This is a genomic window from Streptococcus mitis, from assembly GCF_047464945.1.
In the GTDB taxonomy this organism is placed as follows: domain Bacteria; phylum Bacillota; class Bacilli; order Lactobacillales; family Streptococcaceae; genus Streptococcus; species Streptococcus mitis_EA.
Map to the genome: position 1 here is coordinate 112,951 of NZ_JASHAX010000003.1, position 14,932 is coordinate 127,882.

Genomic DNA, 14,932 nt, shown 5'->3' on the forward strand with positions numbered 1-14,932 from the left:
GCAAAGATAAAAAGGGGGCTTAGTTGATGAAAAAAACTTTTTTCTTACTGGTGTTAGGCTTGTTTTGCTTTCTTCCACTCTCTGTTTTTGCCATTGATTTCAAGATAAACTCTTACCAAGGGGATTTGTATATTCATGCAGACAATACAGCAGAATTTAGACAAAAGATAGTTTATCAGTTTGAGGAGGACTTTAAGGGCCAAATCGTAGGACTTGGACGTGCTGGCAAGATGCCTAGTGGATTTGACATTGATCCTCATCCAAAGGTTCAGGCTGCGAAAAATGGTGCTGAACTAGCAGACGTTACTAGCGAAGTGATAGAAGGAGCAGATGGTTATACTGTTAAAGTTTATAATCCAGGTCAAGAAGGCGACACAGTTGAAGTTGACCTCGTTTGGAACTTAAAGAATTTGCTTTTCCTTTATGATGATATCGCTGAATTAAATTGGCAACCTTTAACAGATAGTTCAGGGACTATTGGAAAGTTTGAATTTCATGTAAGGGGAGACAAGGGGGCTGAAAAACTCTTTTTCCATACAGGCAAACTTTTTAGAGAGGGAACGGTTGAAAAGAGTAATCTTGATTATACTATTCGTTTGGACAATCTTCCAGCTAAGCGTGGAGTTGAATTGCATGCCTACTGGCCTCGAACCGATTTTGCTAATGCTACGGATCAGGGATTGAAAGGGAATCGTTTAGAAGAGTTTAATAAGATAGAAGACTCGATTGTTAAAGAAAAAGAGCAAAGTAAACAACTCGTTACGTGGGTGTTTCCTTCGATACTTTCCATCTCCTTGTTATTGAGTATTTGCTTTTATTTTATTTATAGAAGAAAGACCACTCCTTCGATCAAATATGCCAAAAATCATCGTCTTTATGAACCACCAATGGAATTAGAGCCTATGGTTTTATCAGAAGCAGTCTACTCGACCTCCTTGGAGGAAGTGAGTCCTCTAACTAAAGGAGCTGGAAAATTCACCTTTGACCAACTTATTCAAGCTACCTTGCTAGATGTGATAGACCGTGGGAATGTCTCTATCATTTCAGAAGGAGATGCAGTTGGCTTGAGGCTAGTAAAAGAAGATGGTTTGTCCAGTTTTGAGAAAGACTGTCTAAATCTGGTTTTTTCAGGCAAAAAAGAAGAAACTCTTTCCAATTTGTTTGCGGATTACAAGGTATCTGATAGTCTTTATCGTAGAGCAAAAGTCTCTGATGAAAAACGGATTCAAGCAAGAGGGCTTCAACTCAAATCTTCTTTTGAAGAAGTATTGAAAGAGATGCAAGAAGGGGTGAGAAATCGAGTTTCTTTCTGGGGGCTTCCGGATTATTATCGTCCCTTGAATGGTGGAGAAAAGGCCTTGCAAGTGGGGATGGGACTCTCTACTATCCTACCCCTATTTATCGGATTTGGTTTGTTCTTGTACAGTTTGGATGTTTATGGCTATCTTTTCCTCCCCTTGCCTATACTTGGCTTTCTAGGTTTGGTTTTGGCTGTTTTCTATTATTGGAAGCTTCGATTAGATAATCGTGATGGTGTCCTAAATGAAGCAGGAGCAGAAGTATACTATCTCTGGACCAGTTTTGAAAATATGTTGCGTGAGATTGCACGATTGGATCAGGCTGAATTGGAAAGTATTGTGGTCTGGAATCGCCTCTTGGTCTATGCGACCTTGTTTGGTTATGCAGACAAGGTCAGTCATTTGATGAAGGTTCATCATATTCAAGTGGAAAATCCAGATATCAATCTATATGTAGCTTATGGCTGGCATAGTATGTTTTATCATTCAAGCGCGCAAATGAGCCATTATGCCAGCGTTGCAAATACAGCAAGTACCTACTCTGTATCTTCTGGAAGTGGAAGTTCTGGCGGTGGCTTCTCTGGAGGCGGAGGTGGTGGAAGTATCGGTGCCTTTTAAAGAGAACTGCCATAGACTGAAAAAATATGCTATAATGGAAGATAGAAAAAGGAGTAATCTATGTATCTTATTGAAATTTTAAAATCTATCTTCTTCGGGATTGTTGAAGGAATTACGGAATGGTTGCCGATTTCCAGTACAGGTCACTTGATTTTAGCAGAGGAGTTTATCCAATACCAAAATCAGAATGAATCTTTTATGTCCATGTTTAATGTTGTGATTCAGCTTGGTGCGATTTTAGCGGTTATGGTCATTTACTTTAACAAGCTCAATCCTTTCAAACCGACTAAGGACAAGCAGGAAGTTCGTAAGACTTGGAGACTGTGGTTGAAGGTCTTGATTGCGACCTTGCCTTTGCTTGGTGTCTTTAAATTTGACGATTGGTTTGATACCCACTTCCATAACATGGTTTCTGTTGCTCTCATGTTGATTATCTACGGGATTGCCTTTATCTATTTGGAAAAGCGCAATAAGGCGCGTGCTATCGAACCAAGTGTAACAGAGTTGGACAAGCTTCCTTATACGACAGCCTTCTATATCGGACTCTTCCAAGTTCTTGCTCTTTTACCAGGGACTAGCCGTTCTGGGGCAACGATTGTCGGTGGTTTGTTAAATGGAACCAGTCGTTCTGTTGTGACAGAATTTACCTTCTATCTAGGGATTCCTGTTATGTTTGGAGCTAGCGCCTTAAAGATTTTCAAATTTGTAAAAGCAGGACAGCTCCTGAGCTTTGGGCAATTGTTCTTGCTCTTGGTTGCGATGGGAGTCGCTTTTGCAGTTAGTATGGTGGCTATTCGCTTTTTGACCAGCTATGTGAAAAAACACGATTTTACCCTTTTTGGTAAATACCGCATCGTGCTTGGTAGTGTTTTGCTACTTTACAGTTTTGTCCGTTTATTTGTATAAGAAAAACCTTGAAGGGGCAACTCTTCAAGGTTTTATACTCTTCGAAAATCAAATTCAAACCACGTCAGCTTCGCCTTGCCGTACTCAAGTACAGCCTGCGGCTAGCTTTCTAGTTTGCTCTTTGATTTTCATTGAGTATTAAAATCCAGTCACGGTAATCCCTAGCAGGCGGACACCTCTTTCTTTCTCGCTTAATTCTTCATAGAGTTGTAGGGCTATTTGGCTTATCTGACTAGCATCCTGTGTTTTTTGAGCAAGACTTTTTCGTTTAGTAAGAGTTGAAAAGTCTTCGTAGCGGATTTTCAAAATGACAATTTTTCCAGCTTTTTCTTGCTGATTGAGATTGAGAGCGACCCTTTCTGATAGGAGAGTCAGCTCTTTTTTGATGTCCTCCTCGGCACGGAGAATCTTTCCATAGGTTTTCTCCTTCCCAATTGATTTACGGATGCGATTGGATTTGACGGGGGAATTGTGGATGCCACGTGCCTTTCGATAAAGGTCATAACCCAGTCTACCAAAACGGTCTATTAGGGTCACCTCAGGAACTTCAAGTAGGTCAGCGCCAGTAAAAACTCCCATTTGATGAAGACGTTCTACTGTCTTTTTTCCTACTCCATGAAACTTGGAAATGTCCATTTGTTTGAGAAAATCCTCAGCCTGGTCAGGTAGAATCACTGTCAGACCATGTGGCTTTTGATAATCACTGGCCATTTTAGCTAAGAATTTGTTGTAAGAAACGCCAGCAGAAGCAGTTAGATGGAGTTCTTGCCAGATATCCTCTTGAATGAGGCGAGCGATTTTGACCGCTGACCTGATACCGAGTTTATTTTCTGTTACATCCAAATAGGCTTCGTCAATACTCATAGGTTCAATCAAATCTGTATAGCGCTTAAAAATAGCTCGAATCTGGAGTCCCACAGATTTGTATTTTTCATAATTCCCTGAGATAAAGACGGCCTGGGGGCAACGTTCATAGGCTTCTTTAGAACTCATGGCTGAATGGACACCAAAAGCTCGAGCCTCATAGCTACAGGTAGAAACGACTCCCCGCCCACCTGTTTGCCGAGGGTCGCTTCCGATAATGACAGGTTTTCCTCTGAGTTTAGGATTATCCCTGATTTCTACCGCAGCAAAAAAGGCATCCATGTCAATATGGATGATTTTTCTTGACAAATCATTTAACAAAGGAAAAATCAACATGCCTAGCCCCCCTTTTTACAGCTTATTTTCTTTTATTATACCCTTTTTTCTGAAAAAAGGAAAAAAGGGTATATTTTTTTCAAAAATATAATACAGTTTGGGATAAAACACAGACTGTTTTAGAAAAGAAAGTGTAAAAATAGGGATTTACCACTTGTTGAAAACGATTACTGTATGGTATACTTGTCTCATGAATGTAACAGATGGTTGTTACTAGAAAGAAAAAAGAGGACATTAACATGGTTGTTAAGACAGTTGTTGAAGCACAAGATATTTTTGACAAAGCTTGGGAAGGCTTCAAAGGCGTAGATTGGAAAGAAAAAGCAAGTGTATCACGCTTCGTACAAGCTAACTACACACCTTATGATGGAGACGAAAGCTTCCTTGCTGGACCAACAGAACGTTCACTTCACATCAAAAAAATTGTAGAAGAAACTAAAGCACACTACGAAGAAACTCGTTTCCCAATGGACACTCGTCCAACATCTATCGCTGATATCCCTGCTGGATTTATCGACAAAGAAAACGAAGTTATCTTCGGTATCCAAAATGACGAACTCTTCAAATTGAACTTCATGCCAAAAGGTGGTATCCGTATGGCTGAAACTACTTTGAAAGAAAATGGATACGAACCAGACCCAGCTGTTCACGAAATCTTCACTAAATACGTAACAACAGTTAACGACGGTATCTTCCGTGCCTACACTTCAAACATCCGTCGCGCTCGTCACGCTCACACTGTAACTGGTCTTCCAGATGCATACTCACGCGGACGTATCATCGGTGTTTACGCACGTCTTGCTCTTTACGGTGCAGACTACTTGATGCAAGAAAAAGTAAACGACTGGAATGCAATCGAGGAAATCGATGAAGAAACAATCCGTCTTCGTGAAGAAATCAACCTTCAATACCAAGCATTGCAACAAGTTGTTCGCTTGGGTGACCTTTACGGAGTTGATGTTCGCAAACCAGCGATGAACGTTAAAGAAGCGATCCAATGGGTTAACATCGCCTTCATGTCTGTCTGCCGTGTTATCAACGGTGCTGCTACATCTCTTGGACGTGTACCAATCGTATTGGACATCTTTGCAGAACGTGACCTTGCTCGTGGTACATTTACTGAATCAGAAATCCAAGAATTCGTTGATGATTTCGTTATGAAACTTCGTACAGTTAAATTTGCTCGTACAAAAGCTTACGACCAATTGTACTCAGGTGACCCAACCTTCATCACAACTTCTATGGCTGGTATGGGTAACGACGGTCGTCACCGTGTTACTAAGATGGACTACCGTTTCTTGAACACTCTTGACAACATCGGTAACTCACCAGAACCAAACTTGACAGTTCTTTGGACTGATAAATTGCCATACAACTTCCGTCGCTACTGTATGCACATGAGCCACAAACACTCTTCTATCCAATATGAAGGTGTAACAACAATGGCTAAAGACGGATATGGTGAAATGAGCTGTATCTCATGCTGTGTGTCTCCGCTTGACCCAGAAAATGAAGAACAACGCCACAACATCCAGTACTTCGGTGCGCGTGTAAACGTATTGAAAGCCCTTCTTACTGGTTTGAACGGTGGTTACGACGATGTTCACAAAGACTACAAAGTATTTGACATCGAACCAATCCGTGACGAAGTTCTTGAATTTGAATCAGTTAAAGCTAACTTTGAAAAATCTCTTGACTGGTTGACTGACACTTACGTAGATGCTTTGAACATCATCCACTACATGACTGATAAGTACAACTACGAAGCTGTTCAAATGGCCTTCTTGCCAACTAAACAACGTGCTAACATGGGATTCGGTATCTGTGGATTTGCCAACACTGTTGATACATTGTCAGCTATCAAATACGCTACAGTTAAACCAATCCGTGATGAAAATGGCTATATCTACGATTATGAAACAATCGGTGAATACCCACGTTGGGGTGAAGATGACCCACGTTCAAACGAATTGGCAGAATGGTTGATCGAAGCTTACACAACTCGTCTACGTAGCCACAAACTTTACAAAGACGCAGAAGCTACTGTATCACTTTTGACAATCACATCTAACGTTGCTTACTCTAAACAAACTGGTAACTCACCAGTCCACAAAGGTGTATACCTCAACGAAGATGGTTCTGTGAACTTGTCTAAACTTGAATTCTTCTCACCAGGTGCTAACCCATCTAACAAAGCTAAAGGTGGATGGTTGCAAAACTTGAACTCACTTTCTAGCCTTGACTTTAGTTATGCAGCTGATGGTATCTCATTGACTACACAAGTTTCACCTCGCGCTCTTGGTAAGACTCGTGACGAACAAGTTGATAACTTGGTAACAATCCTTGATGGTTACTTCGAAAACGGTGGACAACACGTTAACTTGAACGTTATGGACTTGAACGATGTTTACGAAAAGATCATGTCAGGTGAAGACGTTATCGTACGTATCTCTGGATACTGTGTAAACACTAAATACCTCACTCCAGAACAAAAAACTGAATTGACACAACGTGTCTTCCACGAAGTTCTTTCAATGGATGATGCCTTGGATGCGTTGAGCTAATCAAGTTCTTGAATAATGAAATAAGGAACCCTCGGTCAGTCGACTGAGGGTTGTTTTTTGGGTTCTTATACTCTTCGAAAATCTCTTCAAACCACGTCAGCTTTATTTGCAACCTCAAAGCGGTGCTTTGAGCAACCTGCGACTAGCTTCCTAGTTTGCTCTTGATTTTCATTGAGTATTAAATATTTTAAGTCATTCTCTGAAGTGTCTCGCTTTGCTTAAAAAGAGTTGCTTGAGTTGAGGAGGTGGTCTGAAATAAAAACACCACACTTTGTATGGAACAAGGTGTGGTTGTATTTTATCTCTTGGACCAGGTTCTCTTCATAAAGAGAAGGAGGATTGGGTAAATCTCCAAGCGCCCTGCAATCATTGCAAAGGAGAGGAGAATTTTTGAGATAGGACTAAAGATTGAGAAGCTAGAAGTGGTTCCTAGAATAGGTCCGATATTATTGAAACAGCTAAAGACAGCACTGGTAACGACTAGGAAATCATTGCTATCTAGGCTGACAATAAAGATAAGCGCTAGCAAAATCATAGAATAGATGACAAAGTACTTGAGAATCTTATGCTGGGTATCTTTGTCAATCACCGTTTTATTAACATGGAGAGTCAAAACACGGTGGGGCGATAGGATTGACAAAATCTGGTTTTTAGCAATTTTTGAAAGGATGAGGCCTCGAATAATCTTGAGTCCACCTGCTGTTGAACCAGCAGAACCACCGATTCCCATGAGGAAGAGGAGGATAAACTGGGAGAATAGGGGCCAGTTGGTAATGTCTCCATATCCAAAACCAGTTGTTGTAATGATGTTGGAAACCTGGAAGAAGGCCATTTCAAAGCTCTTGGAAAATCCTGGGTAGAGATAGAGGGTATTAAGGCTAATCAAGCCTGTAGAAATCATTACGATGACTAAGTAAGCCCTAAGCTCTTCATCTCCAAAGAAGGCTTTGACGCGACGGAGCATGAGGTAGTAGTAGAGGTTGAAATTGACCCCAAAAACCAGAACTCCGATACTAACCAGATAGGTAATCAGTGAGCTACCATAGTGGGCAATTCCGTCGTTATAGACGGTAAATCCTCCTGTACCCGCTGTTCCCATGGCAATGACAAAACTATCAAAAAGGGGCATGCCAGCTAGATAATAGATGATGACAAAGAGGGAGAAGAGAGCTAGATAAAGGAGATAGAGAATCTGGGCAGTGTTTTTTAGTTTGGATACAACCTTGCCAAAAACAGGGCCAGGAACCTCAGCCTTCATCACTTCTAGGTGGCTATTCTTGGCATTATCCATAATAGCAAGCGCAAAAACAAGCACCCCCATCCCTCCAATCAAGTGGGTAAAACTTCGCCAGAAGAGGAGGGAACGGCTGAGAACTGAAACGTCATTCAGAATAGTTGCTCCAGTAGTTGTAAAGCCAGAACTGATCTCAAAAAAGGCATCTATAACGCTGGGAATTTGTCTAGCAAAGACAAAGGGGAGACCACCAAAGAAGGACCAAAAGATCCAACAGAGGGCAACAATCAAGACTCCCTCCTTGGCGTAAATCCGTTGATTTTTTGGTTTTTGTAAAATTCCTGAACCACCTAGTAATACGAGAAGCCCAATCGTTGTAAAGAGGGCTGTAAAGACTTGGCTCGATTCGTGGTAATAGACAGCGATAGCCACAGGAACCAAGAGGAGAACAGCTTCAATCAAAAGTAACTTTGAAAGGAGGTAACGAATCATACTTTTATTCATCTCTTACCTCGCGATCAAGTCATAAATCTTGGTGATGTTTGGCAACAAAGTTGTTACTAGGAGCTTGTCTCCAACTTCCAACATATCCTCCCCAGTTGGGAAAATAGTCTTGCCCTTTCGAATGATAGCTGCAATAAGAACCCCTTTTTTCAATTTCAGTTGAGAAAGAGGTTTGGCAGTCATCTTATTAGCTTCCTTGATATGGAATTGCAGGGTTTCGATTTGGCCATTTGCTAGATGGTGCATGGCTTGAAGGTCTGAATACTGGGCATTAACCCGACCACGAATAAAGTGCATAATCGTGTCTACGGCAATGCTTTTAGGGGTGATGATACTTGAAAAATCAGGCGCATTGATAATTTCGAGGAGACTGGTACGATTGACCTTGGTGATATTTTTTTGTACACCTACCCTGTCAAGAAACATAGAGGTAATCAGATTTTCCTCATCGACTCCTGTTAGAGTCGCAACGGCATCATAGTTTTGAGCACTTTCTTCCAGCAGGATATCTTTTGCGGTACCATCTCCTTGAACGATGTAGAGATTTGGGAATTTCTCGCTAAAGAAGCTGGCGATTTCGGGATTGATTTCAATGACTTTTGTATCGATACGACTGTCTTTGAGGATACCTAGTAGATAATAGGCAATTCTACCAGCTCCAACAATAAGAAGGCTCTTCACGGCACGAGATTTGAAATAATTATGGAAAAGCATCATGTCAACACGGTTACCAGTGACAAAGATTCTATCTTTATCCTGTATGGTCATGTCACCACTTGGGATGATAATTTGATGATCTCTTTCTATCGCACATACAATGACATTGCCAAATTTTTTCCGAAAATCAGAAATGGGCATTTGGCAAAGACCACTGGAGGATTTAACAGTGAATTCCATCAAGCTGACCCGTCCACCAAAGAAACGTTCGACAGAGAGGGCGTTGGGGAAGTCAATGATATTAGCAATAGCGCGGGCAGCCAAGAGCTCAGGATTAACGATAAGAGAAAAACCGAGAATATTCTTTTCCTTGAAATAAGAGTTAGAATATTCAGGGTTCCGCACCCGAACGATGGTCTCTTTAGCTCCCATTTTTTTGGCTAGAACGGCTGCAATCATGTTGACTTCATCGTATTCAGTCAGGGCGATAAAGATATCACAATCCTGGACACTGGCTTGCTCAAGGATGGTAAAATCGGCCCCGTTACCAAGGATACCCATGATATCAAAGCGATTAACAATATGATTGAGGACAGCTTCGTCTTGCTCAATCAGCAAAACATCGTGCTTTTCTGCAACCAAGGAGCGACAGAGGGCAGAACCAACTTTTCCCCCTCCGACAAGGATAATTTTCATAATAAAACCTACTTCTTCATTATGTAACTATCATACCTTTTTTCAAGAAAAAATGCACCTACTAGCTAATCACCAGAGTTTTTAGTAGGAAATTTGCTATAAGGTAAAACTATACCCTAACCAATTGAAATAGCTATTAGCACCTTTCTCTGAAATATGGTATGATAAAGGATATACAAGGAGATAAAATGAATAATAATTTACTGGTATTACAATCAGACTTTGGTCTGGTTGATGGTGCGGTATCGGCTATGATTGGAGTGGCTTTAGAAGAGTCTCCAACCTTAAAAATCCATCACTTGACGCACGATATCACGCCTTATAATATTTTTGAGGGGAGCTATCGTCTCTTTCAGACGGTGGATTACTGGCCTGAGGGAACGACTTTTGTATCGGTTGTCGATCCAGGTGTCGGCTCGAAACGTAAGAGTGTGGTTGCCAAGACTGCAAAAAATCAATACATTGTCACGCCAGATAATGGGACGCTTTCCTTTATCAAGAAACACGTTGGCATTGTAGCCATTCGTGAAATTTCTGAGGTGGCCAATAGACGACAAAACACAGAGCATTCTTATACCTTCCACGGTCGTGATGTCTATGCCTATACTGGTGCTAAACTGGCCAGTGGTCACATTACTTTTGAGGAAGTAGGGCCAGAGCTCAGTGTGGACCAGATTGTGGAACTTCCAGTCGTAGAGACCATCATTGAAGATCATCTGGTGAAGGGGGCCATTGATATTCTGGATGTGCGTTTTGGTTCGCTCTGGACCTCTATCACGCGAGAAGAATTTTACAAGCTGGAACCAGCATTCGGTGACCGTTTTGAAGTGACTATCTATCATGCAGATATGCTGGTCTATCAAAATCAGGTTGTCTATGGCAAATCATTTGCAGATGTGAGAATTGGGCAACCCATCCTTTACATCAACTCTCTCTATCGTTTAGGTTTAGCTATCAACCAAGGTTCTTTTGCCAAGGCCTATAATGTGGGTGTTGGTTCATCTTGGACCATTGAAATAAAGAAAATAGAAGGATAAAATAGGAGAATAAATAGTATGGAAATCAAATTTACAATTAAACAAGTTGTTGCTGTCGGAATTGGCGCTGCCCTCTTTGTCGTCATCGGGATGATCAATATTCCGACCCCTGTTCCAAATACAAGCATCCAGCTTCAGTATGCGGTACAAGCGCTACTTTCTATTATTTTTGGCCCGATTATCGGTTTGCTTGTCGGGTTGATTGGTCATGCAATCAAGGACTCTCTTGCTGGTTACGGTCTGTGGTGGACTTGGATTATCGCTAGTGGGCTCTTTGGTCTAGCTGTGGGACTATTTAGAAAGTACGTTCGAGTGATCAATGGTGTCTTTGACTGGAAAGATATTCTCATTTTTAACCTCATTCAACTACTTGCAAATGCCCTTGTTTGGGGTGTCTTGGCACCACTTGGAGATGTTGTGATCTATCAAGAAGCTGCAGAAAAAGTATTTGCACAAGGAATTGTTGCGGGAATTGCTAATGGTGTATCTGTAGCTATTGCAGGAACTCTTCTCTTGCTTGCCTATGCAGGAACTCAAACTCGTGCAGGAAGTTTGAAAAAGGATTAAAATGATGGGGAAGGCTGGGCAACCAGTCTTTTTGCTGTTTATTGATTAGTTAGGCAAGTAAGCTAGGATAGGAATTTTTTGGCGCTAAGATTTTAAGAGAAGAGACTGCAAGAAGGGTTCGATTTATGATAAAATAGAAGTCTAAGAAGCGAATGAAGAGAGTAAGATGAAAGAAGCTATAATTGAGTGGAAGGATTTCTCTTTCCGGTATGAAACACAACAAGAACCGACCTTGCAAGGGGTAGACTTGACTATTTACAAGGGAGAGAAAGTCTTAATTGTTGGGCCATCTGGGTCAGGTAAGTCGACCTTGGGTCAATGTTTGAATGGGATTATTCCCAATATTTACAAGGGTCAGACGTCTGGAGAATTTTTGATCAAGGGGCAAGCGGCCTTTGATATGAGTATCTATGATAAGTCTCATCTAGTCAGCACAGTTTTGCAGGATACTGATGGGCAGTTTATCGGTCTGTCTGTGGCAGAAGATTTGGCTTTTGCTCTAGAAAATGATGTAACAAGTTTAGAAGAGATGAAAAGCCGTGTTCATAAATGGGCTGAAAAGCTGGACCTTATCCCTTTACTAGCTCAGCGTCCCCAGGATTTGTCAGGTGGACAAAAGCAGCGGGTCAGTCTGGCTGGTGTCTTGATTGATGAAAGTCCGATTCTTTTGTTTGATGAGCCACTCGCCAATCTAGATCCCAAGTCAGGTCAGGATATTATCGAATTGATTGACCAGATTCATAAGGAAGAGGGAACGACGACACTTATTATTGAGCATCGTTTGGAGGATGTTCTGCATCGCCCTGTGGATCGGATTGTCTTGATCAATGATGGTCGTATTCTCTTTAATGGGAGCCTTGACCAGCTACTGGCGACTGATTTATTGACCCAAAATGGAATTCGAGAACCCCTTTATCTAACCACTTTACGTCAATTAGGTGTGGATTTAGTCAATGAAGAACAGTTAGCAAATCTAGATAACTTGTCTATCTCAAAAGGCCAGGTTCAGTTGCGGACGGAGCTGGTAAAAGAAACCCCAGAATTGCAGTCACTCTTTAAATTAGAGGACGTGTCCTTTTCTTATGATGATAGACCGATTTTGAAGTCCCTACATTTGGATATTAAAAAGGGCGAAAAGATTGCCATTGTTGGAAAAAATGGAGCAGGGAAATCAACCCTAGCCAAGGCCTTAAGTAGCTTTATTCAGACGGAAGGCCGCTATCTTTGGGAAGAGCTGGATATAAAAGGAGATTCTGTTGCAGAACGGGCGGAACGAGTAGGCTATGTGCTGCAAAATCCTAATCAAATGATTTCAACCAATATGATTTTTGATGAGGTGGCTCTAGGGCTCCGTTTGCGAGGTGTGGATGAGAAGGAAATTGAAACGAGAGTCTATGAAACCTTGAAAATCTGTGGTCTCTATGAATTCCGTAATTGGCCCATTTCTGCCCTGTCATTTGGTCAGAAAAAACGTGTCACTATTGCCTCGATTTTGGTTTTAGGAGCTGAAATTATCCTCTTAGATGAACCGACAGCAGGTCAAGACCAGAAGAACTACACTGAGATTATGGAGTTTCTCGAAGAACTGAATCAAAAAGGTCATACCATTGTCATGATTACGCATGATATGCAATTGATGCTGGATTATTCAGACAGGGCTCTTGTCATGGTGGATGGGGAATTGATTGCCGATACTGATCCAGCTAGTCTTTTGAGCAATCCTGAGCTGTTAGTCAAAGCTAACCTAAAAGAAACTTCAATCTTTAACTTGGCTAAGAAACTGGATGTGGATCCACTTGCTTTAACAGCATTTTACAAAGAAAGGAGAGAAGGATGCAAGCTAAATTAATTGGTTACCAGCATAGTGATACTGTAATTCATCGCTTGTCAGGAGCTGGGAAACTTCTCTTTTTCATCCTCGTATCATTGGCGGCCATGATTAGCTATGATACCAGACTGCTTGTGCTGATTGCCATCTTTTCGGTCTTTCTCCTCTATTTGTCAGAAATCCACTTTAAAGATGTTTCCTTTGTAGCCGTTTTTGCGACGGTATTTGCCGTTTTAAACGTTTTGATGGTCTATCTCTTTTCTCCCGAATATGGGGTTGGACTTTATGGAGAGAGAAATGTCATTTGGCAGGGAATCGGAGCCTACACTCTGACCAGCCAAGAGCTCTTTTATCTGCTAAATTTGGCCATTAAGTACCTCTGCACCATTCCTCTGGCTATTATCTTTTTGATGACAACCCATCCTAGTCAGTTTGCTTCCAGTTTAAATCAAATCGGTGTACCCTATAAGATCGCCTATTCTGTCAGCCTGACCTTGCGCTATATTCCAGATTTGCAGGAAGAATTCTTTACCATCAAGATGTCTCAGGAAGCGCGTGGGATGGAATTATCCAAGAAAGCTTCTCTCATGCAACGAATCAAAGGCAATCTTCGCATTATTACGCCCTTGATTTTTAGCTCTCTAGAACGCATTGACACCATCGCGACCGCTATGGAGCTTCGTCGCTTTGGAAAAGAGAAAAAGCGGACTTGGTATAGTTACCAGGCCTTGAAAAAAGGAGATTATCTCACCTTGCTCTTGGCAGCCTTGTTTTTAGTAGCTAGTTTACTACTTATCTTGCAGAATCACGGACGATTTTACAACCCTTGGAAATAGCTTGAAAAAATTGAAAAAATCAAGTCGTTTCTATTGACAATGATTCTGAAAGTGTTATACTAAGAAAGTAGTTTCGCTGATTTACTTCAAACCTGTTGTGAGGTAAGTTAACGATGCCTTAACCACGCTGTTTGCTGAGCTTGACTCCGGGCAGTGTGGCTATTTTTTTGCAATGGTGAAAGGAAACAAGTCATGACAAATCACATTGTATTATTTGAACCTCAAATTCCACAAAATACAGGCAATATTGCGCGTACTTGTGCTGCGACCAATTCTCCCCTCCACATCATCAAGCCGATGGGTTTTCCTATCGATGACCGTAAGATGAAGCGGGCTGGGTTGGATTATTGGGATAAGTTAGAGATTTATTTTTACGACAGTTTGGAAGATTTCATGTCTCAGATGAGGGGCAAACTCTATTTGATTTCGAAATTCGCTGAGAAAGTGTATTCTGAAGTGGATTTATCGACTGACGAAGACCATTATTTTCTCTTTGGACGTGAAGACAAGGGCTTGCCTGAGGATTTTATGCGAGAACATCCTGAGAAGGCTCTCCGTATTCCCATGAATGATGAACATGTCCGCAGTCTCAATGTGTCTAATACCGTCTGCATGATTGTCTATGAGGCTCTTCGCCAGCAGAACTTTGCAGGTCTTGAGCTTGTTCACACTTATGAAGTGGATAAATTGAAATAAAAAATGAAAATGAAAATGAACAAAATGCTTGCGCTTGCAAGCGTTTTTTGTTATGATAAAAGAGTCTTCAGGGCAGGGTGAAATTCCCGACCGGCGGTAAATTTGACTAGCTATTTTAGCTTTCTCGTCGTTGTCTTGTCTCGATATACTTTAATACTCAATGAAAATCAAAGAGCAAACTAGGAAGCTAGCCGCAAGCTGTACTTGAGTACGGTAAGGCGACGCTGACGTGGTTTGAATTTGATTTTTGAAGAGTATAAGTATTATCTTCGACTGCGACGCTTAGATAAA

At 41.3% G+C, this 14,932-nt stretch carries 11 protein-coding genes; 8 read left to right on the forward strand and 3 right to left on the reverse strand.

Annotated features, from left to right (window positions below; translation table 11 throughout):
• The first annotated feature begins 26 nt into the window (after positions 1–26).
• The gene (locus QM424_RS04925; protein WP_414393334.1) at positions 27–1,916 is read left to right on the forward strand and encodes a DUF2207 family protein; all 1,890 of its coding nucleotides are present in this window, start codon (positions 27–29) and stop codon (positions 1,914–1,916) included.
• Positions 1,917–1,976: 60 nt separating this feature from the next.
• Positions 1,977–2,822, forward strand: coding sequence for an undecaprenyl-diphosphate phosphatase (locus QM424_RS04930; RefSeq protein ID WP_119943279.1), 846 nt, complete (start codon positions 1,977–1,979; stop codon positions 2,820–2,822).
• A 138-nt stretch (positions 2,823–2,960) separates the two neighbouring features.
• Here QM424_RS04930 and dinB read toward each other — a convergent pair whose 3' ends face one another.
• The gene (gene dinB, locus QM424_RS04935) at positions 2,961–4,022 is read right to left on the reverse strand and encodes a DNA polymerase IV (protein WP_023945366.1); all 1,062 of its coding nucleotides are present in this window, start codon (positions 4,020–4,022) and stop codon (positions 2,961–2,963) included.
• Between the two features lie 239 nt (positions 4,023–4,261).
• On the opposite strand from dinB, the gene pflB reads away from it, so the two are divergent.
• A complete protein-coding gene (gene pflB, locus QM424_RS04940; protein ID WP_000260631.1) occupies positions 4,262–6,586 on the forward strand; it encodes a formate C-acetyltransferase in 2,325 nt (774 codons plus the stop codon).
• Between the two features lie 298 nt (positions 6,587–6,884).
• Here pflB and QM424_RS04945 read toward each other — a convergent pair whose 3' ends face one another.
• Positions 6,885–8,324 (reverse strand): TrkH family potassium uptake protein, encoded by a 1,440-nt coding sequence (locus tag QM424_RS04945; RefSeq protein WP_414393337.1) that lies wholly within the window; start codon positions 8,322–8,324, stop codon positions 6,885–6,887.
• Between the two features lie 3 nt (positions 8,325–8,327).
• Positions 8,328–9,677, reverse strand: a complete 1,350-nt coding sequence (trkA, locus tag QM424_RS04950) for a Trk system potassium transporter TrkA (RefSeq protein WP_000691701.1) — start codon at positions 9,675–9,677, stop codon at positions 8,328–8,330.
• A 188-nt stretch (positions 9,678–9,865) separates the two neighbouring features.
• Here trkA and QM424_RS04955 point away from each other — a divergent pair, with 188 nt between their 5' ends.
• The 5 genes from QM424_RS04955 to QM424_RS04975 all read left to right on the forward strand — a co-directional run bounded on the left by QM424_RS04955 (position 9,866) and on the right by QM424_RS04975 (position 14,641).
• Positions 9,866–10,714 (forward strand): SAM hydrolase/SAM-dependent halogenase family protein, encoded by an 849-nt coding sequence (locus QM424_RS04955; protein WP_049497222.1) that lies wholly within the window; start codon positions 9,866–9,868, stop codon positions 10,712–10,714.
• A gap of 18 nt (positions 10,715–10,732) precedes the next feature.
• A complete protein-coding gene (locus tag QM424_RS04960) occupies positions 10,733–11,281 on the forward strand; it encodes an ECF-type riboflavin transporter substrate-binding protein (RefSeq protein WP_000403160.1) in 549 nt (182 codons plus the stop codon).
• Between the two features lie 166 nt (positions 11,282–11,447).
• Positions 11,448–13,130, forward strand: a complete 1,683-nt coding sequence (locus QM424_RS04965; RefSeq protein WP_414393339.1) for an ABC transporter ATP-binding protein — start codon at positions 11,448–11,450, stop codon at positions 13,128–13,130.
• On the forward strand, positions 13,115–13,945 hold the full coding sequence (locus QM424_RS04970) for an energy-coupling factor transporter transmembrane component T family protein (protein WP_414393341.1): 831 nt from the start codon (positions 13,115–13,117) through the stop codon (positions 13,943–13,945). Before QM424_RS04965 ends, QM424_RS04970 begins: the two co-directional genes overlap by 16 nt.
• A 192-nt stretch (positions 13,946–14,137) precedes the next feature.
• Positions 14,138–14,641, forward strand: coding sequence for a tRNA (cytidine(34)-2'-O)-methyltransferase (locus tag QM424_RS04975; protein ID WP_414393343.1), 504 nt, complete (start codon positions 14,138–14,140; stop codon positions 14,639–14,641).
• Positions 14,642–14,932 lie beyond the last annotated feature (291 nt).

What these genes read in the sequence shown, in the direction of transcription:
- QM424_RS04925 (WP_414393334.1), top strand. Translation starts at nt 27, where the DNA reads ATGAAAAAAACTTTTTTCTTACTGGTGTTAGGCTTGTTTTGCTTTCTT.
- QM424_RS04930 (WP_119943279.1), top strand. Translation starts at nt 1,977, where the DNA reads ATGTATCTTATTGAAATTTTAAAATCTATCTTCTTCGGGATTGTTGAA.
- dinB (WP_023945366.1), bottom strand. Translation starts at nt 4,022, where the DNA reads ATGTTGATTTTTCCTTTGTTAAATGATTTGTCAAGAAAAATCATCCAT.
- pflB (WP_000260631.1), top strand. Translation starts at nt 4,262, where the DNA reads ATGGTTGTTAAGACAGTTGTTGAAGCACAAGATATTTTTGACAAAGCT.
- QM424_RS04945 (WP_414393337.1), bottom strand. Translation starts at nt 8,324, where the DNA reads ATGAATAAAAGTATGATTCGTTACCTCCTTTCAAAGTTACTTTTGATT.
- trkA (WP_000691701.1), bottom strand. Translation starts at nt 9,677, where the DNA reads ATGAAAATTATCCTTGTCGGAGGGGGAAAAGTTGGTTCTGCCCTCTGT.
- QM424_RS04955 (WP_049497222.1), top strand. Translation starts at nt 9,866, where the DNA reads ATGAATAATAATTTACTGGTATTACAATCAGACTTTGGTCTGGTTGAT.
- QM424_RS04960 (WP_000403160.1), top strand. Translation starts at nt 10,733, where the DNA reads ATGGAAATCAAATTTACAATTAAACAAGTTGTTGCTGTCGGAATTGGC.
- QM424_RS04965 (WP_414393339.1), top strand. Translation starts at nt 11,448, where the DNA reads ATGAAAGAAGCTATAATTGAGTGGAAGGATTTCTCTTTCCGGTATGAA.
- QM424_RS04970 (WP_414393341.1), top strand. Translation starts at nt 13,115, where the DNA reads ATGCAAGCTAAATTAATTGGTTACCAGCATAGTGATACTGTAATTCAT.
- QM424_RS04975 (WP_414393343.1), top strand. Translation starts at nt 14,138, where the DNA reads ATGACAAATCACATTGTATTATTTGAACCTCAAATTCCACAAAATACA.